The 20,264-nt window shown below is 63.9% G+C and carries 32 protein-coding genes; 12 read left to right on the top strand and 20 right to left on the bottom strand.

Features of this window, described 5'->3' with window-relative positions; genetic code table 11:
- Positions 1 to 217: 217 nt before the first annotated feature.
- The 3 genes from MKK51_RS22670 to MKK51_RS22660 form a co-directional block, all read right to left on the bottom strand.
- Positions 218 to 976, bottom strand: a complete 759-nt coding sequence (locus tag MKK51_RS22670; RefSeq protein ID WP_243981199.1) for a multiprotein-bridging factor 1 family protein — start codon at positions 974 to 976, stop codon at positions 218 to 220.
- Between the two features lie 70 nt (positions 977 to 1,046).
- A complete protein-coding gene (locus tag MKK51_RS22665) occupies positions 1,047 to 1,622 on the bottom strand; it encodes a class GN sortase (protein ID WP_243981197.1) in 576 nt (191 codons plus the stop codon).
- A complete protein-coding gene (locus tag MKK51_RS22660) occupies positions 1,619 to 3,772 on the bottom strand; it encodes a marine proteobacterial sortase target protein (protein ID WP_243981195.1) in 2,154 nt (717 codons plus the stop codon). Before MKK51_RS22660 ends, MKK51_RS22665 begins: the two co-directional genes overlap by 4 nt.
- 165 nt (positions 3,773 to 3,937) lie before the next feature.
- On the opposite strand from MKK51_RS22660, the gene MKK51_RS22655 reads away from it, so the two are divergent.
- Complete coding sequence (locus tag MKK51_RS22655; RefSeq protein ID WP_243981193.1) at positions 3,938 to 4,375, top strand: DnaB helicase C-terminal domain-containing protein; 438 nt, start codon at positions 3,938 to 3,940, stop codon at positions 4,373 to 4,375.
- Between the two features lie 430 nt (positions 4,376 to 4,805).
- On the opposite strand, the gene MKK51_RS22650 is transcribed toward MKK51_RS22655, so the two are convergent.
- The 9 genes from MKK51_RS22650 to MKK51_RS22610 all read right to left on the bottom strand — a co-directional run bounded on the left by MKK51_RS22650 (position 4,806) and on the right by MKK51_RS22610 (position 10,331).
- Positions 4,806 to 5,060, bottom strand: a complete 255-nt coding sequence (locus tag MKK51_RS22650; protein WP_243981192.1) for a hypothetical protein — start codon at positions 5,058 to 5,060, stop codon at positions 4,806 to 4,808.
- Between the two features lie 186 nt (positions 5,061 to 5,246).
- Positions 5,247 to 5,522 carry an adenylosuccinate synthase gene (locus MKK51_RS22645; protein ID WP_243981189.1) on the bottom strand — a complete coding sequence of 92 codons (276 nt, stop codon included), beginning with the start codon at positions 5,520 to 5,522 and terminating at the stop codon, positions 5,247 to 5,249.
- A 281-nt stretch (positions 5,523 to 5,803) separates the two neighbouring features.
- Entirely contained in the window at positions 5,804 to 6,304 is a 501-nt protein-coding gene (locus MKK51_RS22640) for a hypothetical protein (RefSeq protein ID WP_243981187.1), read from the bottom strand.
- Positions 6,305 to 6,556: 252 nt separating this feature from the next.
- A complete protein-coding gene (rmf, locus tag MKK51_RS22635; protein ID WP_243981186.1) occupies positions 6,557 to 6,736 on the bottom strand; it encodes a ribosome modulation factor in 180 nt (59 codons plus the stop codon).
- Between the two features lie 95 nt (positions 6,737 to 6,831).
- The gene (locus MKK51_RS22630; RefSeq protein WP_243981184.1) at positions 6,832 to 7,044 is read right to left on the bottom strand and encodes a hypothetical protein; all 213 of its coding nucleotides are present in this window, start codon (positions 7,042 to 7,044) and stop codon (positions 6,832 to 6,834) included.
- A 100-nt stretch (positions 7,045 to 7,144) separates the two neighbouring features.
- Positions 7,145 to 7,921 (bottom strand): hypothetical protein, encoded by a 777-nt coding sequence (locus MKK51_RS22625; protein ID WP_243981182.1) that lies wholly within the window; start codon positions 7,919 to 7,921, stop codon positions 7,145 to 7,147.
- Entirely contained in the window at positions 7,918 to 8,136 is a 219-nt protein-coding gene (locus tag MKK51_RS22620; RefSeq protein WP_243981180.1) for a hypothetical protein, read from the bottom strand. The genes MKK51_RS22625 and MKK51_RS22620 overlap by 4 nt, the downstream gene beginning before the upstream one ends.
- A 112-nt stretch (positions 8,137 to 8,248) precedes the next feature.
- A complete protein-coding gene (locus tag MKK51_RS22615) occupies positions 8,249 to 8,491 on the bottom strand; it encodes a hypothetical protein (RefSeq protein ID WP_243981178.1) in 243 nt (80 codons plus the stop codon).
- 724 nt (positions 8,492 to 9,215) lie between these two features.
- Positions 9,216 to 10,331 carry a tyrosine-type recombinase/integrase gene (locus MKK51_RS22610; RefSeq protein ID WP_243981176.1) on the bottom strand — a complete coding sequence of 372 codons (1,116 nt, stop codon included), beginning with the start codon at positions 10,329 to 10,331 and terminating at the stop codon, positions 9,216 to 9,218.
- A 103-nt stretch (positions 10,332 to 10,434) separates the two neighbouring features.
- On the opposite strand from MKK51_RS22610, the gene MKK51_RS22605 reads away from it, so the two are divergent.
- The 9 genes from MKK51_RS22605 to MKK51_RS22565 all read left to right on the top strand — a co-directional run bounded on the left by MKK51_RS22605 (position 10,435) and on the right by MKK51_RS22565 (position 14,509).
- On the top strand, positions 10,435 to 11,058 hold the full coding sequence (locus MKK51_RS22605; RefSeq protein WP_243981174.1) for a hypothetical protein: 624 nt from the start codon (positions 10,435 to 10,437) through the stop codon (positions 11,056 to 11,058).
- 11 nt (positions 11,059 to 11,069) lie between these two features.
- Positions 11,070 to 11,315 (top strand): DNA-binding protein, encoded by a 246-nt coding sequence (locus MKK51_RS22600; protein WP_243981172.1) that lies wholly within the window; start codon positions 11,070 to 11,072, stop codon positions 11,313 to 11,315.
- Between the two features lie 193 nt (positions 11,316 to 11,508).
- The gene (locus MKK51_RS22595; protein WP_243981170.1) at positions 11,509 to 11,760 is read left to right on the top strand and encodes a DUF6074 family protein; all 252 of its coding nucleotides are present in this window, start codon (positions 11,509 to 11,511) and stop codon (positions 11,758 to 11,760) included.
- Complete coding sequence (locus MKK51_RS22590; RefSeq protein WP_243981168.1) at positions 11,757 to 12,233, top strand: hypothetical protein; 477 nt, start codon at positions 11,757 to 11,759, stop codon at positions 12,231 to 12,233. The genes MKK51_RS22595 and MKK51_RS22590 overlap by 4 nt, the downstream gene beginning before the upstream one ends.
- Before the next feature lie 167 nt (positions 12,234 to 12,400).
- Positions 12,401 to 12,742 carry a hypothetical protein gene (locus MKK51_RS22585; RefSeq protein ID WP_243981166.1) on the top strand — a complete coding sequence of 114 codons (342 nt, stop codon included), beginning with the start codon at positions 12,401 to 12,403 and terminating at the stop codon, positions 12,740 to 12,742.
- A gap of 70 nt (positions 12,743 to 12,812) precedes the next feature.
- Positions 12,813 to 13,019, top strand: coding sequence for a hypothetical protein (locus tag MKK51_RS22580; RefSeq protein WP_243981164.1), 207 nt, complete (start codon positions 12,813 to 12,815; stop codon positions 13,017 to 13,019).
- A 73-nt stretch (positions 13,020 to 13,092) separates the two neighbouring features.
- Positions 13,093 to 13,365, top strand: a complete 273-nt coding sequence (locus tag MKK51_RS22575) for a helix-turn-helix transcriptional regulator (protein WP_243981162.1) — start codon at positions 13,093 to 13,095, stop codon at positions 13,363 to 13,365.
- 90 nt (positions 13,366 to 13,455) lie between these two features.
- Positions 13,456 to 13,941 carry a hypothetical protein gene (locus MKK51_RS22570; protein WP_243981159.1) on the top strand — a complete coding sequence of 162 codons (486 nt, stop codon included), beginning with the start codon at positions 13,456 to 13,458 and terminating at the stop codon, positions 13,939 to 13,941.
- Positions 13,942 to 13,951: 10 nt separating this feature from the next.
- Positions 13,952 to 14,509 (top strand): hypothetical protein, encoded by a 558-nt coding sequence (locus MKK51_RS22565; RefSeq protein ID WP_243981157.1) that lies wholly within the window; start codon positions 13,952 to 13,954, stop codon positions 14,507 to 14,509.
- Here MKK51_RS22565 and MKK51_RS22560 read toward each other — a convergent pair.
- The 8 genes from MKK51_RS22560 to MKK51_RS22525 all read right to left on the bottom strand — a co-directional run bounded on the left by MKK51_RS22560 (position 14,502) and on the right by MKK51_RS22525 (position 19,284).
- Positions 14,502 to 15,863 (bottom strand): P-loop NTPase fold protein, encoded by a 1,362-nt coding sequence (locus tag MKK51_RS22560; RefSeq protein ID WP_243981155.1) that lies wholly within the window; start codon positions 15,861 to 15,863, stop codon positions 14,502 to 14,504. The genes MKK51_RS22565 and MKK51_RS22560 overlap by 8 nt on opposite strands.
- A gap of 3 nt (positions 15,864 to 15,866) precedes the next feature.
- Positions 15,867 to 16,475, bottom strand: a complete 609-nt coding sequence (locus MKK51_RS22555; RefSeq protein WP_243981153.1) for a hypothetical protein — start codon at positions 16,473 to 16,475, stop codon at positions 15,867 to 15,869.
- On the bottom strand, positions 16,462 to 16,749 hold the full coding sequence (locus MKK51_RS22550; protein ID WP_243981145.1) for a hypothetical protein: 288 nt from the start codon (positions 16,747 to 16,749) through the stop codon (positions 16,462 to 16,464). The genes MKK51_RS22555 and MKK51_RS22550 overlap by 14 nt, the downstream gene beginning before the upstream one ends.
- Before the next feature lie 324 nt (positions 16,750 to 17,073).
- Positions 17,074 to 17,310, bottom strand: a complete 237-nt coding sequence (locus MKK51_RS22545; RefSeq protein ID WP_243981143.1) for a hypothetical protein — start codon at positions 17,308 to 17,310, stop codon at positions 17,074 to 17,076.
- 147 nt (positions 17,311 to 17,457) lie between these two features.
- Positions 17,458 to 17,649, bottom strand: a complete 192-nt coding sequence (locus tag MKK51_RS22540; protein WP_243981141.1) for a hypothetical protein — start codon at positions 17,647 to 17,649, stop codon at positions 17,458 to 17,460.
- An 87-nt stretch (positions 17,650 to 17,736) separates the two neighbouring features.
- The gene (locus tag MKK51_RS22535) at positions 17,737 to 18,507 is read right to left on the bottom strand and encodes a hypothetical protein (RefSeq protein ID WP_243981139.1); all 771 of its coding nucleotides are present in this window, start codon (positions 18,505 to 18,507) and stop codon (positions 17,737 to 17,739) included.
- Positions 18,508 to 18,841: 334 nt separating this feature from the next.
- Positions 18,842 to 19,066, bottom strand: coding sequence for a hypothetical protein (locus MKK51_RS22530; RefSeq protein WP_243981137.1), 225 nt, complete (start codon positions 19,064 to 19,066; stop codon positions 18,842 to 18,844).
- Between the two features lie 59 nt (positions 19,067 to 19,125).
- Positions 19,126 to 19,284, bottom strand: coding sequence for a hypothetical protein (locus tag MKK51_RS22525; RefSeq protein ID WP_243981136.1), 159 nt, complete (start codon positions 19,282 to 19,284; stop codon positions 19,126 to 19,128).
- 463 nt (positions 19,285 to 19,747) lie between these two features.
- Here MKK51_RS22525 and MKK51_RS22520 point away from each other — a divergent pair, with 463 nt between their 5' ends.
- Positions 19,748 to 20,023 (top strand): HU family DNA-binding protein, encoded by a 276-nt coding sequence (locus MKK51_RS22520; RefSeq protein WP_243981134.1) that lies wholly within the window; start codon positions 19,748 to 19,750, stop codon positions 20,021 to 20,023.
- Complete coding sequence (locus MKK51_RS22515) at positions 20,023 to 20,223, top strand: hypothetical protein (RefSeq protein ID WP_243981133.1); 201 nt, start codon at positions 20,023 to 20,025, stop codon at positions 20,221 to 20,223. The genes MKK51_RS22520 and MKK51_RS22515 overlap by 1 nt, the downstream gene beginning before the upstream one ends.
- Positions 20,224 to 20,264 lie beyond the last annotated feature (41 nt).

Genomic DNA, 20,264 nt, shown 5'->3' with positions numbered 1-20,264 from the left:
CATCGCAGTCCGGGATCATGCGCCTCGTAGGGACTTCGGCGCGCGCGAGAGATGCTCAAGCTACCGTTTGGCGTGAGGGTGTCGCCTGTCGGGAGCCGTGCATCCGGACGTCGGACCCGTCCGCTCGATCGGCGCATGCCGCCTCTCACCGGGACGCGGCCTTCGGGCTCGCTCCACCGTGATCGTGAGAGTCTGGGCGCGGCACGGCGTGCGGGGATCAGGAGAACAGGACCCCGTAGCCCTCGTCGAACACCCGTCCGAGCTGGCGGCGGTAATCGGCATAGGCCGGCATGCCGGACGTCACGCGTCCGTAGCTGAGTTCCGGGCCGGCCGAGGCCTCGGGGATGAGGGCGAGCGGAGCCGCGGCCGGGGTGAGCTGCGTGCCGCGTCCCGCATGCAGCGTCGTCAGCAGCCCGAACATCTCGCCATGAATGGTCGGCCGGCAGAGCACGGCAAGGCGGCACTGCCCCTGCCAATTGGTGACGAGGTAGATCATGCCCGACTGGTTCGGCACCGCGACGCTGCCGGTCTGGGCGAAGGGCGTATCGCTCCGCTCGGCCTCGCGGAAGGCGAGGCGTGCGGTCGCCGCGTCCCAGGCGATCTCGGTGCGATAGGCGAAGACCGCATCCGCCATGCCGAAGGACGGTCGCAGCGTCAGATAGCGCCCTTCGAGCCAGGTGGCGGATTCGCGGGAATAGGAGCCGAGTTCCGAAGGGGCATGCCGGGTCTCGGGTGCCGCGGTCGCGGGCTCGGCGCCGTCGCGCAGACGCTGGCCGAGCGCTTCTTCCAGGCGGATGGTGGTGGCGAGGGTGAAGGGCCGGCGGCCGGCCAGAGCCTTTTCCAGGGTCGAGATGCTGATCCGAGCCAGATCGGCGAGCGCTTGGCGGGAGATCCGGCGGCGGGCGAGGGCCTCGCGCACGGCCTGGGCGATGGCGCGGCTCTGGCCCTCGGGCAGCTCGGTCTCGGGTTCTTGCACGGTCTCTTGGCTCGTCGCTCGTCTCCGCAGAGATCCGCACGAAACCGCACGGGCTGGCAAGGGGAGCGGTTCACTCCGCGTCGTCCACGGCCTCCGCCTCCACAACCAGGCGCAGCGGCCCCTGCACCAGGCCGTCGAGAGGCCAGCAGGTCACGAGGGCGATGGTCCGCCCCGACGAGGCCGGATCGATCCCCGATGCGTCCCAGGGCACGACCCGGCTGCCGCTGATCCGGAACCGGACGGTGCGTCCGTCCCGTCGCGTCACCGCGACGACATCGCCCGGCTTCACCGTGGCGAGCACCGCGAATTGCGTATCGCGATGAGCCGCGAAGATGGCGGTGCCGGGCTCGCCCGCCTCCGGCGTCCCGTCGAGATGGCCGGGGCCGAAGGCCAGGGCCTGTCCGCTGCCGCCGCGCAGGGCGATGAAGCTCTGTCCCGCTACCGTGAGGCGGGCCACCGGCTCGGTATCGGCCGATGGCCAGGGCCGCACCGGGCGGCCCTCGGCGAGGCTTCGGGCAAAGGCGCGCTCGAGCAGTACCTGCGCGAGCGCGGCCTTTGCGGGGATCCAGGCGGCCCCGGCCAGGACGCCGAGGCCCGCGAGGATGAGGAGGGTGGCGAGCACCCTCCCCCCGGTCCGGCCGCTCATCGGACGCTCCGCATCCTGCGAAGGGTGAGCCATCCGCAGAGCAGCAGGACAAGGCCTAGGACGATCTGCGCCCGGGTGCCCGCGCCGGTCTGGGGCAGCGGGACCGTCGGGGCCGAAACCATGGCCTGGGCCGGGATGAGAGCCGCGCGGCGCTCCTGCGGCGACGGCGTGGCGCGCTCGCCGAAGACCTTCGCGAAGTCCCAGCCCGCGGGCAGGTTCAAGGGCAGATCGGTCGCCATGAGGGGCGTCCCCGCCGGCCGGCGCGGGGTCGCGTCGACGGCGACGAGGCTGGTCAGGCGGGTCATCAGCTTATGCGCGAGGGCAAGCTGCAGAATCGTGGCATCGGCCTGGTTCGGCATCACGCGCCCGGTGACGCGGGCGGTTTCGGCCTCGGCGATCTTCGAGCGTGCCCAGACCTTCGAGATGCCCGTACCCTCGGCCGCCTCGGCCAGGGATACGCTGGTCTGCCACGGCGCTTCGCCGATGCGGCCCGTCAGTGTCAGGGTGCCCGTCGGGTCGGCGATCTCGGCCGCGAGCACCACCGGCTCACCGCGGTAGAGGTCGGGCAGCGGATTCGGCGTGATGTCGCCGCCGTTCGAGAGCGTGGCGGCCAGGTCGGTGACGGCGGGGTTCTCCAGTTTGGCATAGAGGCTGCGTGTGCGTTCGGCGACCTGGTCGACGGTGTGGATCGCCGTGTAGCTGCCCCGGCCGATCTCGGCGGCGTGACGCATCAGATGCCCGTTCGGGGCCGAGCCGATCCCGACCATGAACAGCCGGCTGCGGCCGATTCCATCATGGATCGCGGCGAAGATCCGGTTCTCGTCGCCGATGGCGCCATCCGTGAGGAAGACGATCTGCCGGACGCGGCTGCGATCCTCCGGATGGCTGTCGGCGAGCGCCGCACGGAGCGGAGCGAGCATCTCGGTGCCGCCGCTCGCCTCCAGTCCGGCGACGAAGCTCTCGGCCGCCTGCAGATTCTCGGGATGTGCCGGGACCGGCTCCGGAAAGAGCTGGCTCATGGTGTGGTCGAAGCGGATGACGGTGAACCGGTCCCGGGGGGTGAGCCGGGCCAGGCCGGCGAGCAGCCCGGCCTTCGCCTGCCGCATCGAGGCACCGGCCATCGACCCCGAATTGTCGATGACGAAGACCACGTCACGGGGCTGGCGCGGCGCTGCGTTCGCGTCCGGCGGGGTGACGGTCGCGAGGAGGTAGGTGTGGCCGGCCACCGTCTCCCGGAACAATCCGAGGCGCGGCTCCCTGCTCGGCACGGGTTCCCAGGTGAGTTCGAAGTCGCGGTCAGCAGGGACGACCCCGTCGGCGAGGGTGACGCGCCGGGACTCCGGACCGGTCTCGTCCACATGGAGCGGATGGGTGGCGCTCCTCACCGGGCCGAGCGGGAAGCCGGCCTGGAGCCGCACCGTGATACCGATCGGATTGACCGGGGCGGCTAGGGAGGGGTCGAGGACGGGCGCCGTGATCCGGCCGCGATCGGGCACCGGGTCTGAGACGGCCTCATCGCGCGCCGAGACGAGATCCACTGCCGGCGGGGCCGGGTTGTAGCGGGGCGCCACGACCAGGGGCAGGCGCAGGGAGCGGGTGCCCCCGGACATGGCCACCGTCTGCTGGTACTCGATCTGCACCAGCACGGTCTCGCCCGGTCCGATATTGGCGACGGTGTTGGTGAAGACGTTCGGCCGCTCCTGTTCGGTCAGGGCGGCGCTCTGTCCGGCCGCCCTGGCCGCCTCGTAGAGGCGCCTGGCCGCCGCGCGTTCGCGGATCTCGGCGACGACCACCTTGTCGCCGATCACGAGCTTCATCGTATCGACCGCCGAATCGTCCGGCAGCGGGTAGAGGTAGGTGCCTTCCACCCAGGATCCGGTGGTGTTGCGGAAGGCCTGCGTCACCACCGTGCGGGCGGTCGGGCCGCTGACGGTGACGCTGAAATCGGTGCTGAGCCGCGGCGCCTCGACCGGCGAGGCAGCATCCGACCCGCGCAGGACGAGACTGCCGCTCGACGGTGCCGGCAGGGCACTGGCCGAGCAGATCGAGATGAGCAGCGCGAGAAGCGCCAGGAACAGCGGCGAGACGGGCTGGACGATTCCGGCGCCCTCCGGCAGGCGGAACCGCGTGGTGATGAGTGAGGGCAACATGGGCTTGATCTCCGGACTCCCGGCTCGACGGCCGGCTCGTCCAGGAGATTCACCCGCGCATCGAAGCTTCGCCATGGGACGCTTCTGCCAGTCTCGGGCCGCACCCGGACGATCGGGCCCCAGGCCGGCGGATCTGTGCGGGGTCCGTCCGGTCCCGTGCGGACAATGCGGTTCCGGTCCGCCCTCGAGGCGAGCCCGACCTCGCCCCACTCGCAGGAGGCGACCACCTCTCGCGCCCTCGCCGAGGCTCGCAGCCTCTCGCCGGAAGGCGAGACGATCTGTGTCGACATCCCGCTCCGGATCGAGCCGCAGTCCGGCCTGATGCCGGCGCGGATCGCGGCCCGGACCGGTCAGATGCGCCTGCGCGCCGAGTGTCGGGGCATCCCGCTCGCGGCCATCATCATCGACCATATCGGCCTGATCCGGCCTTCCAAGCGCTCCCAGGGCGACCGGGTGCGGCAGATGACCGAGATCACCACCGGCCTGAAGGGGCTGGCCAAGGAACTTGGCATTCCCGTGGTCGGCGTGTCCCAGCTGAACCGCGAGGGGGAGAACCCCGTAGAACGGCCGGTTCCCGCCCTGCTGACGGGGACAGGTCGATGAGCAGCCCTGAAAACTCAGGCCTCGCAACAGCAGTTTCGGGGACCGGCAATCTGCGCCCCCCGGATCGGGGGAACTCGCCGGTCGGTTCACCCGATCCGGGGTTTCAACCGGATCGGGTGCAACCCTCTCGGTCGGTCAGGGTCTCGCCGGATCGGGCGCAAGCCACCGATCGGTCCCTTTCCCCAACCGGTGCACAATCGCCTCGGCCGTTACACGCCCCACGGTGGGGCGAAGCCGTTTCGCCGTCCTCCACGGCAAGATGCACCGGATCGCGTGCAGTCCGGCCCTGTTGGGGCTGTGCCCTTGTGCGTCGTCCCTTTCGGGTGGCGGTATCCCCGTGTTTCCCTCGTCGTCGCAGGCGGTGAACGAAAGCAGCTTCAATCCTCCTGGGCCGCTCTTCGTGCTGCGATACGTCGTCCCGGCCGGATTGCTATGACGGTTTTAGCTCGATCAGTTTTCGACCGATATTGTACAGCCTCTTGTCGTCCTCGTGGGCGCACCGCGCCAGATTTGCCAGCTTGTGGTTGTCTCGCTGGCCCATTTTGAATGCTTCGATGACGTGTCCTATTTCTTTTGCGTCGCCCTTGCTGAACGCCTCCTTCAACTCGGCTCGGCCTTTTACATCGTGTCCTTGGTTGAGGCTCCAGTCCAAATCCTCTTTGGCCAATTTCCAGTTCGCGGACATTTTTGCCTCCCCTGTCCCGTTTGGGACAAGAATGAGGATACGCCGCTTTTTATGTCCGTCGAGCCATCACGAGTTCGACGAATGCGCGCGATTAGTTTCGGCTTGAATCGCGTGTCGGGGACTTATCGAGTGCCGCTGGCTTGAATCCTCGCGGTGGCCGCGCGAGCCCCATCGTGGCGACCATGCTCAGGACGACCCGATCTCAAATTCCATTCCCCTGCCCGGTCCCTGGTCGGTATAGTCGATCAGCACGTAGCCGCGCTCCGCGAGAGCAGCCTCGAGGATATCGCGATGCTTCCGGTACATCTGGCCGATCGCCAGGGGCGTCAGTCGCGGATTGCCCCGCCGCAGCTGATCGACACCGATGCCGACCGGCGCGCCCTCTCGATCCGCGATCCGGACCAGGGCCGATGCCAGATCGGCGGCCTTCGTTTCCGAGGCCGATTTTGCTGTGAACGCCATGTCGTCTCCCTGATCCGGCGGCGAACCTAGAGTGCCTCACCAAACTTCCGGCCTCGGTCGGTTCTCGCTCAGAACACGACGGCGCAGCGGGAGTTTCGTGAGAGACACTTCGGCGAGGACGGGGTGCGGGAGGATGGGACGCTCGAACCGTCGACCCTCCTGGTCAGGGTGGACGACATGCTGCCGCCCGACCGGACGGTCCCTGACGCTGCCAGCGATGCGCCGGAGCCGTGGAGCGGCCGCGTCCAACCGCAGCCACCCGCACCTCATGCGGATCACATTCAGGCCGTGAGCCGCTTTTCGTCCTTGGCGGCGAATTCCTCGGTGATCGTCATCGAGATCTTCGACAGCCACGCCTCCGCGGAGCGAGCCCGCTCTTCCGCGTCCTTGACCCGAGCATCCGCGGCCTTCAGCAGAGCATCGGACCGGGTTTGAATGTCCTGGGCATGGCTCTCGGCCGCCCTGATGCGATCATGCGCGACCGTCATATCCTCACGAACCCGGTCCAGAAGCTCACGAACCCGGATTTCTTGCTCATGAGCCTCAGCCTCAGCCTCCCTCACGCGATGCGCCGCGTTCCTGACCCTTTCGATGAGGTCCGACCAATCCTGCGGAGTCGCGTGCTGATTGAGAGGAAATTCGGCGTTTTGCCGGTCCGTCGGGCCGATGACACGCAGGATACCGGCCAGTGAAGACGGCGGAGTTTGCTTTGTGTCGGATGTCTGCCGCTCGGCTTCGAAATCCTTGGTGAGATCACGCATGATCTTTTCGATCTGATCCACCGTACGAATCCTTACCATCTATCTGAGCGCATCTTCCCGGCGTCCAGCGTGCCGACCTGAGAACACTCCCTAATTTTCCGTAATCGTCAAGGGCGCCAAGGTTGGCCAAACATGATCTCGTGGACCCTGCCGGTCGATGTTGCTCATATGCAGCGGCCTGACTCAGGTCGGGTCGTTCGACCAGCAGGAGAGACCTGGACGGCGAGGCCGTGAGCGGCTTGCGCACGGCCCCTGCCACGGTCGCACTCGTTCTCAGCAGGCCGGTCTCGTCTCGGGCCCATCCTCGCGCGGCGTCCCGTCATACCCCTCCATCCAGGAGGTCCGCTCCTCGCTGTCGCGCGGATAGGGGCACGCATCCTTGGGATGACCATGGATGCGGGCCTGGGCGCCCTGTTCGATCGGGTCGGAATAAGCGTGACGGATGTCGGCCATGGGACGGGCTCCGAGGTGCGGGTGTGATGATCCAACCCGCGTGCCCGGCCCCCGATCCCGCGGCTAAAAGGTTCGGTCAGAGCGTGGCGCGTCCCTCACTTCGACCGCTTGGTGGGGGGCTTTTCTGCAGCGGCGTCCGCGGCATCTCGCTCGAGGCGCTGGGCTTTCAGGCGAACGATCTGATCGTCACGCGCCGTCTCCCGGCCCCTGACCTCTTCCCAGACCTGACCGGCGATGTCGGCGCGCTCTGCGGCCTTGGCCGCCTTGGTGTCCTTGCGATCCTGATGGCCGCCTTTGTCATCCGTCATGTGGAGTCCTCCGATTGGCGCGGTGCCGCATCGCGCGGCTATCCTGTACATCACGGCACCCGATGGGCAGGCGTGACAGCAATTTGCTCCGACAGGCGGCTCAGACCTGCGTTGGGAGAAGCATCGGGCTGTCCGACTCCGAATCGAGGGCTGCCTCAGGAACGGGGCACCGCCGTCGGTGCGCCCTCTCGCTGGCCTCCGTGCCGCATTTTTCCAGGTGAACAACGCGGTTGACGACCTGAAGGTTCGGCGCTCCCCAGTAGGCCAGAAGGGTCGGCCAGGGGGCATCTCGGTGCTCGCGCCAGACGCGGTAGAGCGGCGTGGAGTGATCGACCTCGGCCGTCTTCAGCAGGCGCTTCCCGGAGGCCGCGCAGCGATGACGCTGATGCGCCTTCAGAACCTTCACCTGATCGCTCGGCGCGACCCAGAACTTCCAGGCCGTGACGCAGGCCGAATGCCAGCGGGCGTTCCTGTTCGGCGTGCCGGCACCCCACAGATCCTTGTGCCAGCCGAAGCGGAAGACCGGCTGTCCGCAGATGCAGCAATGGCCGGGCCCTCGCGCGTGCGCGGGCTCGCGATAGGGAGAAGGGGGCATCCGGAAGGTCGCGGCGAGGCCCGAACCCTTTTCGGAACCCAGGCGCCACGTCCATCCCTCCGGCTGGCCCGAGCGCGTGGCGAGTGCCCGCGCCAGGCGATCGGCCCGGAGGACGTGGTTGCGCCAGTAGCTCTCGACGGCGAGGCGCGGCGTCGGTGGCATCAGCGGACGGGACAGCGCGTGCTGAAGGACGGGCGCCGGGAAGACCGCCGGGAGCGCCCGTTCGAGGCGGGCGCGGGAGCGGGCATTGCGCTCCGCGCGCCACTCCGAAGCCGCGGTCACGCCGGGTCGAGGACGCGGTCGCGGGCAGCCGCAGGCGCCGGTGCTGGGGCCGGTACGCCCGCGATGGCATCAGCGAGTTGGTTCAAGCGCAGCGCGAGGTCGCTCACCTCGTTCAAGGCAATGGCCTTGTCGCCGCTCTTCACGGCCCGGGTGATATCGCTGATCTGCATCTTCGCCATGCGCGACAGTTCGGCGGAAAGCTGGTCCCTGGTCATCGGTATCCGTCCCGGTTCGGCGGTTTCGTGCCTAACGAGGCCTAAAGCCGGAGGGTTACCGGGCGGTTTCAGCCGGCGAACCGAAGGCGTGCCGGCGCCCGATCCGCTATCGTCACGGCCGAGGTGCGGGCGTGGGGTTCGGCTGCGTCGGCGCCTGCTGGTTGGGGGTCTGCGGCGCAGGCGATGGCGGCTGCGGAGCCGTGCCCGGGGCGGCCTGATCGTCCGACAGCGTCTGGTTCGCCTTGGTCTGCAGCTGGTCCGCCGTCTGCTGGTTGATGAGCCCATAGGACACGGCAGCGGCGAGAGCGATGGCGATGACGGCGCCGATAATCGTCTTCGTGAGCTTGCTCTGCATGGATCCGCCTCCTGCGATCGCCTCACCGGAGGCGTTCTCAAAGGAGCAAAGAGGGTGGCTCTCTGGCTGGTTCCGCTCCGGTCTTTCGTCCCCCGGAACCGGTGGAGCAGCCACGCGAGGCGCTCGCCGCCTGCTCCCTCGCCTTCGGCAGGCACCTGCGGCCCCTCACCCGCCTGCTCAAGGAGGGTGACACCTGCGGCCAGAGCGCTCTCCGCCGAAGTGGATGCCGGTTCGGCGAAAAAGAGTGCGACACAACAAGGGTCCAGAGGTGTGCCCCGGCCCAACGTGGTCGGGCGCAGCTCTGGCGCTGTCGAGGAGTGGCCGGAACAGGATCTCGAGCGCGACGCGCAGCCCTTTGGCGCGCCATCTTGTCGTCAGCCCCGCTCACCGCCGACCCTTCGTGGGGCATGGCAATGGGGTGGGTTTGATTGTTCGCAAAAGCAGCTTCGCCGGAGGGCTGAGACCTGGCGCGTCGCCGGCCCATGACCTGAACCGTGACCAAGGCGTTCGCCATCGCGGCCATCAGGAAGCTCGAAACAAGAACGCAGTTTCCCGACCGGGTACCCGACCGTGCCTAGCTGTTCTTGGTCTGAAATGGAAAAAGCGGCGTTAAATCAGTGGCTGGGGGACGAGGATTCGAACCTCGACTAGAGGAGTCAGAGCCCCGCGACGGCCTTTGATTTTGCTGGAGTTTTAGGCGCCGTGTTGCAGGCGTGTTGCTGGATCACCCGAAGATGCGTTCTTCGATCGTTCGCATCGCAGCCTGATCCGCCTCGTCATCCTCGAACAGGTGGCCGTAGATATCGAACGTAACGGTGATCGAGGAATGCCCCATGATCGTCTGCACCCGCTTTGGTGTCATCCTGCTCTCAATGAACATGGACGCAGCGGCGTGTCGGAGGGCGTGGAAGTTATAGCGGGCCTTTGGCTTGCCATCCTTCATCACCACGACGCCTGCCGCTACCTGTGTCGGGTACCATCCTCGGCTCAGGATGTTGGCATGATACTCGACCTGCCCTGCCCCCGACGGGAAGACGAGATCGAGATCGCCCTTCGGACAGCCCAAGCGCCACTCTCGCAGGGTGTTGAGCGCCATCGGTGACAGCGGCACATCTCGCGTGCCGGATTCGCTCTTAGGCGGTCCGATCTTGCTCCAGGCATCGGCTCGCTGCGAGACCGTGAGGAGCCGACGCTTCAGATCCACGTCGGACCAACGCAGGCCCCGCAGCTCGGAAATGCGCAAGCCCGTAAACATCGCCGTGATGATGAGCGGGCGCCACCGCCCTTCCGCCGCTGCCAGGATCGCCCGGAGATCCTCGCGGCTGGGGATCTCGACCCGGCCGGCATCGCGTTTCGATCGCCTCAGTTTCACGTCCGCAACAGGGTTCTGGCCAGCAAGCCCCCTGCCCTTCGCGTACCGAAAGACCCGGCCGAGGGATTGGACGGAACGGCGGATTGTCTCCTGTGAGCGTCCCTGAGCCTTCAGTTCATCCGCGAAGGCGTAGACCCGCGGCGTCGTCACTTGCGTGAGCTTCAAGCCGCCGATGAGCGGCCGGATATGCTCGTTCACGTGCGCACGGTAGTGCACCAGCGTTGAGCGCTCGAGCTCCGCTTCCTCCGCCGACCTCAGCCATTCGTCCGCTGCCTGGCCGACCGTCATGGATTGGGAGTCAGGCACGTGCACGCCTGATGCAACCTCGCTTCTGGCGCGGGTCAGGAACCCATCTGCCTCCTTCTTAGTGGGGAATTGCCGGAAGCGGCGCTTCCCTGCCCCATCAATGTATCCCGCCAACCAAACGGCCTTTCCGCTCGGCAGCGTCCGCTTTCTAATGGTCGCCATTTTATGCCTCCGGGTGCCGTGGATCGGCACCACGTCGCATGCTAACACCCTTCTTTCAGAATTATCCAGATAGAGCGTTGACGGTCTATCAGGATTATCCTAAATGTCGGGACATGCGATGGCGCTCTTTCGGGACCTAACCCGTACAATCGCGGAGATAGAAGGCCTCAGCGAGATGACCGTGACCGGGGTTGGCCAGTACCTTCGAGACGCTGGAATGATCTCAAAACACGGACGCGGAAGAGCGGCAGCGCAGATGACATGCGAAGACGCAGTCAACCTTCTCATCGGTGTCAACGCAACGGGTCTGGCGAAGGAAGCTACTGAAGTCGTTCCAACGTATCTGACGCTCACTGACCGTGCGGACATTCACCCTATCGAGGAGGATTGCGCGGATGAAGATGAACTAACACGCGCAATGTTCAATCCGGAATCATCGGGGCAGTGCCTTGTAGGTTTGATGAAATGCTTCGTTCCAAAGGAAAACGGGAAGTCCTTAATGGACGGGAATGGTATGTCTGTCTTTTTGTCATTTCAACGACCGGAGCCATATATTTCTTTATGGATTGGCTCCGAATCTAATGATCCCGAAGAATTGGATGAGCCTTATCTGGTTCTGGGATTCGGAAGCAAAGACGAGTCTTTAGCTCGCGCGGGCGATAGGCGCGACAAAACAACGATCACAGAGAAGACGCTAGCCGCAGTTGGGCGGCTGCTTACAAGATAAAGGAACCTCCAATGTCAGTTGCTGCAACACGCCCCATGGGCGTGAACGGGAGCGGCTTGCCGCTTGCCGAGGATCTTATGACTGGCGCCGATGCGATTGCTGCTTTCATGTTCGGGAGCGCTTCGGAGGCCAACAAGCGCCGCGTCTACCACGCGGCCGACAAGCTGGGGCTCCCCAGCTTCAAGCTCGGTGGCACCCTCTGTGCCCGCCGTTCCACCATTTTAGCGTGGATCGAGAGCCAGGAGCGCGCGGCATGAGCGCCACTCGTCCTGGTGCCGCCCGCGGCGATATCGCTGTCTATGACGGCCGTACACCGATCGGGTTCATCCGAGGCTCTACAGCGGGCGTCTACGCCTACGGTCCTGACGGAAAACCGCTAGGCACGTTCGCCGATCAAAGGGCCGCTCAGAACGCCCTAACAGGACGGGCAATAGAAAATGCAGGCACGGCATGAGCGCGATCGTCGTTCCGTTTCGCTTTGCCCGGCGCCTGCCGCAAATCCGCAAAACCGCCAGCTACATGCTGACGGTCCCCCACAACCACGCCGAGGGGCACCTTCGTGAACAGCTTCGGCGGCTCGAGGATGGCCTTCGGAAGAAGGGCGTAGCCGAAGACCTGATCCGGTCTGAAGTGAGTTCCTACGAAGGCGCCATCCGTGCGCATCTCTGGCGGCTCCTCCTCAGCCACGGAGGCGCCGCATGAAACGTGATCATAGAGGCAACCCAAACAAGGGGCCGTCGCACGTACGGCTCTATGACTGGCTAATGGATAGCGACGCCTGGAAGGACCTTTCGGCTCAAGCGCGTGCCCTCTACGTGCTGCTGAAGGCGCAATACAGGGGCATGAATAACGGGCGTCTGGTTCTCTCGATCCGACAGGTGTCTGAGGAACTGCACATCAGCAAAACGACAGCCGCGGAGGCGTTTAAGGAACTCGTGGCGCACGGTTTTACGGAAGTCGTCATCCGCGGCAGCTTCGGGGGCCGCAAAGATGGGCGAGCCACCGAGTGGCGATTGACTGAGCACCCTTGCGATGTTTCCGGCGAATTGCCGTCCAAGGCTTTCATGAGATGGCGGCCTGGAAGCATTTCCACGGTCCGCCCTGAGGGACAGTCTGTCCCCCATAGCGGACTGACAGGTACTCATAGCGGACCGTCAAAATCCTTGAGGGCATGAACTGTCCCTCTAGGCGGACCGTAAAGCCCTGTTATGAGGGTCTCACAGGTACTCAGGGCGGACACATCTAGTTTACCAGTAGCAGAGCGGAGCGGGCGCTACGCCTCCCTGTCCTGCCTCTCATCATTCCTAAGATCGATTGCCTTATCAATTAGGAGGGACGTGTCGTGATCCGTGAGGCATGCGGCTTCAAGGTCCGCGTAGGCGGTAAAGGAAACCGTCAAGTGGCAGTCTCTGCAGTGAAGGCGGACAGCCGGCCCTTGGTGCACCTGAAGATGCGCGATGGCATTGGGAACAGCTCAAGAGCGGCTGACACCATCGATTTGGATTTGAGCCAAGCCAATGCGCTGGCGAATGCGCTGATTGCTGCGATCAAGGCTGCAGGAAAGGATCCGGTCGTTGAGGAGCATCTGGCCGAGCAGTTTAGGCGGGAGACCGCTAGGCGGGCTGAAGATGAGGCTTGGGAAGCTGCCTCCCCTCCGATTATCGAAGCGCAGCCGTCTTATTAACAGGTCCCGCCTTCCAGATTCAAATCGTAGCCTGCTTGCCGGTATCTGGCGGCAGAACAAGGCCGCTAACATGACAACGGCGATCGACAGGATGAAGATGCGCCGGGACACCCTCGAAGTCATCAACCGGGTCGCCGAGCACCACGAATTGACTCTCGCCGACATGACGGGCGTCAATCGCTCACGAGCCGGCACCTGCGCCCGAGGGCACGCCATCCACGAGCTGCGCAACACCCTCGGGATCCGCATGCCCGAGATCGCGAGGCTGTTCGCGTGAAGCGCCATAGCCTAGTCGCCTACTGGCTGCACAAACCATCTGATGACGTCAGCAGACGAACCAGGAGTGAGCCATGATGGAACGGGTTCGCCACAAGTCCTACACAATCTCCCCCGAGCAGCTCAAGGCCTGGAGGACCGCGCGCAAAGTTTCACAGCGCCAGGTCGCCAAGGAGCTCGGCATATCGCAACCGGCATACCTCCACCTCGAAAAACATGGCGCCAGCCACATCCACGCGCTGGCGATCGCCGCCATCGAGCACGGCCTCAAGGCCTGGACTCCGCCCGAATCCCCTGAACCAGAAGGATCCCAGCATGACGAGCAATACCCCGTCCCCCAAGCTTAACCCGCTCTTCTCGCACCGCCTCTGGGACATCCAGGAGGGCCTGCTAAAAAACTCGATTGATCGCGCGGCCGCCCTGGAAAACGGCAAAGCATGACATCGCAGCCGTTCCAATTCGATCAGGATCGGTTCGAGAAATGCCGGGCCCTTGCGGACCGCGGTGCTACTCCCGGCGAGCGTGCGGCTGGGCAAGCCGCTGCGGCACGCGTGGCAGCTTCGGCGGGCATGACGCTGGAAGAGGCTGTGCGGCTCGTGGATGCCGCTCCACGGTCATTCCAGGGGCCAACGCACTCGCAACCACCCCCCTCGCCTTCTCGCTCCTCCTACGAGGCCTACGCCTATGCGTGGAGGAAGCCCAAGGCGAAGCCCGAGCCGATCACGGTCGCGGAGATGATCGCGCAGAAGGCTGCGGAGCTGGAGCGGCGCAAGAAAGCTGCTGCGCGTCAGCGGAGAGAAGACATCAAGATGTATGCCGAACAGGCCAAGGCGGACGCGGTCATCCGAGAGCAGCAGGCCGTCAGGGATCAGGAATGGGCGGAGGCTCGCGCTCAGCACCAAAGGTCTGAAACTGCGAAGTAAGTGCGCGCGCATGCTGCGCCGGGCCGATGCCGCCAAAGCCAGCGCACGTAAGGCTGCCGAACTGGAGATCGACCCCCGCACCGCGGCCGCACAGCGCGAGATCAGCATCAGCAATGCTCGAGACGCCTCCGGCAAGCGCGGCTCGCTCACCGATTACGGGATGCTGATCCGGAATCAATCAGACCGCACGGGCCCGCGTATCGCCGCCATGAGGGCTTTCGATGAGCTGTGCCACTGCGCCTTCGCCGGGTTGCTGCCGGAGCCACGATTCGAGCCGGGCGTGGATACCTCAGCGGGCCTGGCCGGCGTCACGGATGCGCGGATTGCTGGTCTTGCAGAGATGCAGCGGCTTACCCGGCGGATCGGAGACGAAGCGCAGGCGCTAATGTTCCACCGCGTGTACGAGAGACGCACATTCACATGGATGAGCGGCCAGGGCTTCGGCGATGAGCGAGCACTGGCGATCCTGTTTCTATCCGCCGTCGATGCGACGGCTCGATTCTACAAATTTTCCGAGCGGTCAAAGTCTGTTGGTATAATGGAAGAGAGATTGTTGCCCTTTAACTAGGTGGAAGAAACCTATCCATCACATTGCCCGCGACATGCGGAAGTATGCCTTCCCTGCCGGAGACCATGTAGCGCGAGAATTCCCGCCTCATTTCTTGAAGCTTCGCATGATCCATCTGGAAGTCCGTGCAGTATTGCCAAACCTCCCTGATATATTCCAAATTTAAACTTTCGTTTTCTTTGAGCGTTCGGTTAAGGGCAAGCTTGTCATGCATTTCCTCCCAGCGGAGGTCGCCCGTTTTAGCTAGAACGTACAATTCTGGATTTGTTACTCTCAGGACACATAGTCCTGCCACTATCACGGCAGGTCGCAATGTACGGGGGCTTGAGAAGGCGAGCGTCATCGCAACATTCGTAAATATCTTTTCTAGTGTTCTGAGAGAAAGATGTCGTGCCATTGCTATTCCACCTATGAAGCGGGCATAGATGTCCCCATCTTGTGCATCAATTTCTAGCTGATTAGCTAACCAGTGAGCGTATCTCATTGGAGCGTATGCGCCATCGTCCTGTTTCTTATCCACCAGGAGGACAGAGAGACTTATAAATTTCTGAAGGTACATTCTTCCATCAATATCGGTCCCGTATGCTGCTTTTACAGAATTCTCCATTTGCCCGATGTGGACACCCAAAACAAAATGAACATTCGGCACTGCGAAAAAGTGCTTGATTCGCTCAAGAATCTCTAAGGCAAATGATGGACGACAGCGATCAAGCTCATCAATTATAATCACAAGTGGTTTTTGCGGTGCATCTTTGGCTTCTGTTTGTAGTGGCGACAATAGGCTGGGCAACTGCGAAAGAGCTTCTCGAAATTCCTCAATAATAGCCTTTTGCTCTTTCTGCTTGGTTATGGCTTCGCCGAGGTATTTATCTCCAAGGCTGCTTGCTTCCGAAGCTAGTTCTTTTGCGATATCTTTAAAATCCTCGGCGCCTAATGCGCCGACTGTCGCAGCTTTAATTCCAACCTTAAGACCGCTTCTCGCAACGATCTTTCCGGCATCGTATGCCCTTTGTGCAAAACGCTGGACGCGCCCCTCCTGCGCTTTGTTCTTGTCTTTGGCTAAGCTAACTATTTGCCCCGCAATAGCGGTGAAGGCGTCCTCTAGATAGTCATTCTCAAAGGCGTCAAATAAAACAACACCTATTTCCTGTTTGCGCAACTCTCCTGCCCACATCTTCAGGAACGTGGATTTCCCGCTTCCCCATTGTGCGTCTAAAGCAATGACCAATGGCTGATCGACCGAGGTCACAAGGTTGGTAAGGCCGTCACCTATTGCCTTCCTACGGAAGATGTCCTTCTCCGGTGTGAACCCCTCGTCGTCGGCGATTTCAAGCGGTGGCAGAAATAACTTCACGGTTCACTCCCAAGCCTTCGGTAATTCCCATTCGCGCGGGGCACCAAAGCCCGGCCCGTCATAGCTTCGCGTCGTGGTGATCTCTGTTCGGCTGAATCGCCGACAGCGGCGTTCGTAGTCTGGCGAGTTCATCGAGACGACGCCACACGCTGCGAGGGCCTTCCACCGGGGAGAAGCCTCGCGAGCCTCAGATGTGCCGGGAGCCACGAGAACGCCGCCCACGGCCACCACAGCGCACCACAGCGCCATTCCGAACCAAGCGAACCAGAGCCGATTGTACCAGGCGAGCGGCTTGCCGGTGACGCGTTCCCATTCCTGGGCCCAGTTCTGCTTCTCACGGTCACGCAGCACGGCGGATTCGCGCCGCGTCAGGTACTCATCAGCCTGGAGGAAGTGCAGGCCCCTCACGGCAGCGTCCGCGGTTTCCTTGCCCGCTTGAGCAACCCATTCGCCCGAGACATCCCGCAAGACGCGCTCGCGAGCCTCGTAGTGGCCGACGCCGTGCCGTATCCGCAGCTGCGCCACGTCTTCCATTGCCGAAGCCATGAGAGCCGAGGCAATCCGATTGGAGCGCGGATCGACGTCCATCCGGTGAGCCTTACTCACCGTCATCGCCCTCCGTCCGCGCATCAACCACACGATCATCAATCCAGGCCTGTACGCGTTCGTCAGCGTCTCGAGACTGCATGGCCACTAGGAACGACGCGACCCACAGCGGCGGATCTTGCTGCTCACCGGACAGCCACCGCTTCGCCCGGCGGATGTCGGCGCCCGTCCGCCGACAGAACTCGTGCATGGTCAGCCCAGAGGCCGCCAGCAGCTGCGACAGCTCGCGTGCGGTGATGGGGTCGTGAATGAACCGGCGGGCCATTGAGAAGAGCTTCACGGGGCATCCTTGCAGGTCGGCGCAATTGCCGGAGGGATTCAGGTCGCCACGATATGCGGCTAGCGAGAGAGGGGCGGTAAGCATGGCGCGGGAGAGCGGTCGGGGCGCGCCCGGCCGCCTTGCTCGCATCAGGTGGTGGTCTGGTTCGGTTTGCCGGGGTGAACGTCGGGCTCACTACCAGCGCCCTTCGTGGCGTCTTGCTGGCGTACTAGGTCGAAGTACCTTGCTTTCTCGCGCTCGACGTCCGCTTCGGCACGTCTCACCCTGGCATCGTACCGGGTCCGCAATCCACGAACCCAATTGAAGAGACCCATCAGAACCACCTCACGCCAATTCTAGAACCGCACAATGCGGCACGTCGAATATCTCGGATAGGAGAGCGGCAACGGATTCGGTCACCAGCCCGCGCCGATAGAGCTTGTCGATTGCTTCCACGATGGCCGCAGCGGGCTCGCCACCGGCCGTGATTGCCTGGTCGATGTAACGCACCCAGGAGGCGGCAGCGGCTGTCTCGGCGCGGCTGTATGGGGCGATTGCGGATAGGTCAGCGCAAACGTTCATCGGATCGAATCCTGTCGGTTGGCGTGCTTGCCAGTTCGGGGGAATTGTTCGGCTCAGAAAAAAATCGCGACGGCACCACATGCGTCAGCGCAGAGCGTGAGGAAGGCGAAAGCCTCGGCGATGGGGAGGAGGACGGCGCGCATCGGATCACCGCATCCCGCGCAGGAAGGCTTCCTTCTCAGCGATACGGGCGCGGCGGGCCTTGCGAGTGAGCTTGGTCCGCTCCTCCCGCATCGCCTGGCGTACAGCCCGCGTGGTGGGCGTGGCATCGATCATCGGCATACCCGCGACGATGACGAGATGGACGATATTCAATTCGGATGGGGCAACGTGGCGCATCGGGTGACATCCTGAATGGTGGGCGTGATTGCCCAAGTCCGCATGAGGCGGGAGACACGGCACCGCATGGCGCCGCGCTTGCTCGCATCAAGCCGGATCGGCGATCAGTTCGGCGCGGATGACGCGCTCGCCCGTGGCCCGATTGCACGCGAGAAGCCGCCGCGCCTCCGCATCGTCGTTGAACACCCACGCCTTGCGCCGATCATCGTGGGTGATGAGCATTCCGCCCAAGGCGCCTTCACGGTGCCGGTTAGACGGTGTGAAGATCACCACGGCCACACCCACGCGGGCGACCGATGTCAGGACACGGTGCGTCTCGCCCGTCTCAGTGTCCCGCACCGTCACATAGCGACGCTCACCACGGGCCGGCTTGGGCGCACGGGCCTTTGCCTGCGCCTGTTGTACCGGCTGCGCCACCATAGCAGCGGAGGAATACGGGACCACTCGGAGAGAGAAGGCATCCGAACCCGACCGGCCCCGAACCCGCACCCATGCCTCGCACGATTCAGCGTCTGCGGTGTGCAGAACAACGGGTGTGCCGTCTTGGTGAGTCTCGACAACAGCGTGCGTGTCTTGCTGCACCACCATGGCCACAGGGGCCAGGATGCGGTGCGCCATGAGGGTGTTGGCAGTGATAGCGGCGGCAAAGCGCAACAGGTCAGCAGCGTTCTCGGCGGGCGTGAGACCGCCCTGATCTGGCGCCATGGTCGCGGCGAATGCGGCGCCCTGAGCGTGACCGGTGCGAGCGGTCTTGCTGGTAGCCTTGAGAGGGTGCGCCAGGAAGGCGGCGTGCGCGGCGAGGAGGTAGGCGCGAGCAGCCTCGAATGGGACGGTGCTGGCGGGACGAACGTCGGTCATTGGTCTGTGTCCTGTAGGTGGGCGTGATTGCCCGTGGTCGGCGGTCTGGAAAGCGCACCGCCTTTGCGCTATGGTCGGGAGTGAGGCCGGCGGGGCTAGCCACCGGCCTCTGGCATCAGCCTAAGAGGCTAAGCCAACTCCAGAGAGAGATCCCTACGGCGAGGCGGAGCTTGAAACTCCACTCGCCGTTTGGCTTTCTGGAGATTGCCAGAGAGAGAACCATCTCTCGCACTCCCGGCCGCATCCGGCCGCGTGCGGCCATTCACGGGGTGGCTGGTTAGGCGCACCGTGTGAGGCCAGCACAGACCGGCCCCAAGGCGCTGCGCCTCGCGCCTCATGCCCGCATCGCCTCGATGTCGTTCGCCTCGCACCACGCCACGTAGGCCGCATATCGAGCCACGTAGAGGCGCCGAAGCTCAGTTCCCGGTTCACCCTGGCCCACATCCGAATAGCGGGCCTCCGAAGCAGACCGGCCGAACTCAGCCACCAACCCAGCCTGCCAAGCCGCATCAGCTGCATGGAAGCGAGAAGCGATAGAGGGGAGAGCTGTGGTGGTCATCAGTCTGTGTCCTAGCGGTGGGCGCATTTGCCCGTGGCGAGATGGTGAAAGCGGCGACCTCAGACGTAGGTCAGGAAGGTGCCGGACGTGAGCGAATACACCGCCACCTCAAATCCACGCGGGACGCTGTTGAACCGGTAGCGGTAGCAGCCACAACCGTACTCGGCATCAAACCGGGCAGCGGCAGCGTGGGCAGCAATGATCGTGAGGAAGGTCATGGGGTCGATTCCGTTCGGTGGGCGCAATTGCCCTGAACACCAAAAACCACATGCCGGGGATCACGTCAACAGCCAATCCGCAGAAAATCAAGAATAGCGCAAGCAAAGGCGCATCCACAGAGCAGCAAAGCAAAGCATCCGTTCGGTGCACACGCCCTCGCGCACGTACGCGAGAGTAAGGGGTACGGGGGTGCGATTAAGAAAAATGCTAGAAAGGGCGCGACCGACTGCGTTGGTCTTCCTCCGCGCTATCCATGCGAAAAAATCCGACGCAGCTATACTTGAGCGCGCATTCCGTGGGTCCGGGCCTCCAAACCGCGAAAGTGCCCGGCCCCGTACCGGCGAGTATCGCATCGGAGGCGCTGAAACCGGGCGAAAGGGGCCCGACCCCTTTACTTCGCGACAACTTCAGGCATCCTGCGGCTCTGGCTCGGATGCACCCCTCCCTATGAGGGCTGAGCACATGACGACGAAGAACGAGTTGGCCGCTGCGGTCTCTGCGCAGGCAGGCCTCACCAAGGCTCAGGCCGCTGCTGCGGTCGATGCCCTGGTGGATCACATCAATATCGAAGTGCGGAACGGTCGGGATCTGACCGTCGCGGGCCTGGGCGTATTCAAGCGCAAGCAGCGCGAGGCGCGATCTGGCCGCAACCCGTCGACTGGTGAGGCCATTCAGATCGCCTCGAAGCGAATTGTCCAATTCAAGCCGGCAAAAGCGTTTTCGGACGCGGTGGCCTGATGGACGGCGGCATCGCCTATTGGTCCGACTTCGCTCTTGGCCAAAAAGTCTACGTGGGTGAGGACGACCTCATCGTCGGCGCCGTCACTGGCGTAATGCTCCGATCTGGCGCCACGCAGATCGAAGTGTCGTGGATGCACAACGGGGCCCTTCAGTGCGTCTGGTGCTCGCCGCTGATCCTCCGACCGACCGCAAGCTGATTCATCCCCCGCCGCGATGGCTTCGGCTGTCGCGGCTTTTC

Origin of the sequence: Methylobacterium sp. E-045, assembly GCF_022829685.1 — a bacterium.
GTDB lineage: Bacteria > Pseudomonadota > Alphaproteobacteria > Rhizobiales > Beijerinckiaceae > Methylobacterium.
Note: the sequence above shows the minus strand (reverse complement) of the source record. Positions and strands in the feature narration are given on the sequence as shown.

What these genes read in the sequence shown, in the direction of transcription:
- MKK51_RS22665 (WP_243981197.1), bottom strand. Translation starts at nt 1,622, where the DNA reads ATGAGCGGCCGGACCGGGGGGAGGGTGCTCGCCACCCTCCTCATCCTC.
- MKK51_RS22660 (WP_243981195.1), bottom strand. Translation starts at nt 3,772, where the DNA reads ATGTTGCCCTCACTCATCACCACGCGGTTCCGCCTGCCGGAGGGCGCC.
- MKK51_RS22655 (WP_243981193.1), top strand. Translation starts at nt 3,938, where the DNA reads ATGCGGTTCCGGTCCGCCCTCGAGGCGAGCCCGACCTCGCCCCACTCG.
- MKK51_RS22650 (WP_243981192.1), bottom strand. Translation starts at nt 5,060, where the DNA reads ATGTCCGCGAACTGGAAATTGGCCAAAGAGGATTTGGACTGGAGCCTC.
- MKK51_RS22645 (WP_243981189.1), bottom strand. Translation starts at nt 5,522, where the DNA reads ATGGCGTTCACAGCAAAATCGGCCTCGGAAACGAAGGCCGCCGATCTG.
- rmf (WP_243981186.1), bottom strand. Translation starts at nt 6,736, where the DNA reads ATGGCCGACATCCGTCACGCTTATTCCGACCCGATCGAACAGGGCGCC.
- MKK51_RS22630 (WP_243981184.1), bottom strand. Translation starts at nt 7,044, where the DNA reads ATGACGGATGACAAAGGCGGCCATCAGGATCGCAAGGACACCAAGGCG.
- MKK51_RS22620 (WP_243981180.1), bottom strand. Translation starts at nt 8,136, where the DNA reads ATGACCAGGGACCAGCTTTCCGCCGAACTGTCGCGCATGGCGAAGATG.
- MKK51_RS22615 (WP_243981178.1), bottom strand. Translation starts at nt 8,491, where the DNA reads ATGCAGAGCAAGCTCACGAAGACGATTATCGGCGCCGTCATCGCCATC.
- MKK51_RS22610 (WP_243981176.1), bottom strand. Translation starts at nt 10,331, where the DNA reads ATGGCGACCATTAGAAAGCGGACGCTGCCGAGCGGAAAGGCCGTTTGG.
- MKK51_RS22605 (WP_243981174.1), top strand. Translation starts at nt 10,435, where the DNA reads ATGTCGGGACATGCGATGGCGCTCTTTCGGGACCTAACCCGTACAATC.
- MKK51_RS22600 (WP_243981172.1), top strand. Translation starts at nt 11,070, where the DNA reads ATGTCAGTTGCTGCAACACGCCCCATGGGCGTGAACGGGAGCGGCTTG.
- MKK51_RS22595 (WP_243981170.1), top strand. Translation starts at nt 11,509, where the DNA reads ATGAGCGCGATCGTCGTTCCGTTTCGCTTTGCCCGGCGCCTGCCGCAA.
- MKK51_RS22590 (WP_243981168.1), top strand. Translation starts at nt 11,757, where the DNA reads ATGAAACGTGATCATAGAGGCAACCCAAACAAGGGGCCGTCGCACGTA.
- MKK51_RS22580 (WP_243981164.1), top strand. Translation starts at nt 12,813, where the DNA reads ATGACAACGGCGATCGACAGGATGAAGATGCGCCGGGACACCCTCGAA.
- MKK51_RS22575 (WP_243981162.1), top strand. Translation starts at nt 13,093, where the DNA reads ATGATGGAACGGGTTCGCCACAAGTCCTACACAATCTCCCCCGAGCAG.
- MKK51_RS22570 (WP_243981159.1), top strand. Translation starts at nt 13,456, where the DNA reads ATGACATCGCAGCCGTTCCAATTCGATCAGGATCGGTTCGAGAAATGC.
- MKK51_RS22565 (WP_243981157.1), top strand. Translation starts at nt 13,952, where the DNA reads ATGCTGCGCCGGGCCGATGCCGCCAAAGCCAGCGCACGTAAGGCTGCC.
- MKK51_RS22555 (WP_243981153.1), bottom strand. Translation starts at nt 16,475, where the DNA reads ATGACGGTGAGTAAGGCTCACCGGATGGACGTCGATCCGCGCTCCAAT.
- MKK51_RS22545 (WP_243981143.1), bottom strand. Translation starts at nt 17,310, where the DNA reads ATGAACGTTTGCGCTGACCTATCCGCAATCGCCCCATACAGCCGCGCC.
- MKK51_RS22540 (WP_243981141.1), bottom strand. Translation starts at nt 17,649, where the DNA reads ATGCGCCACGTTGCCCCATCCGAATTGAATATCGTCCATCTCGTCATC.
- MKK51_RS22535 (WP_243981139.1), bottom strand. Translation starts at nt 18,507, where the DNA reads ATGACCGACGTTCGTCCCGCCAGCACCGTCCCATTCGAGGCTGCTCGC.
- MKK51_RS22530 (WP_243981137.1), bottom strand. Translation starts at nt 19,066, where the DNA reads ATGACCACCACAGCTCTCCCCTCTATCGCTTCTCGCTTCCATGCAGCT.
- MKK51_RS22525 (WP_243981136.1), bottom strand. Translation starts at nt 19,284, where the DNA reads ATGACCTTCCTCACGATCATTGCTGCCCACGCTGCCGCTGCCCGGTTT.
- MKK51_RS22520 (WP_243981134.1), top strand. Translation starts at nt 19,748, where the DNA reads ATGACGACGAAGAACGAGTTGGCCGCTGCGGTCTCTGCGCAGGCAGGC.
- MKK51_RS22515 (WP_243981133.1), top strand. Translation starts at nt 20,023, where the DNA reads ATGGACGGCGGCATCGCCTATTGGTCCGACTTCGCTCTTGGCCAAAAA.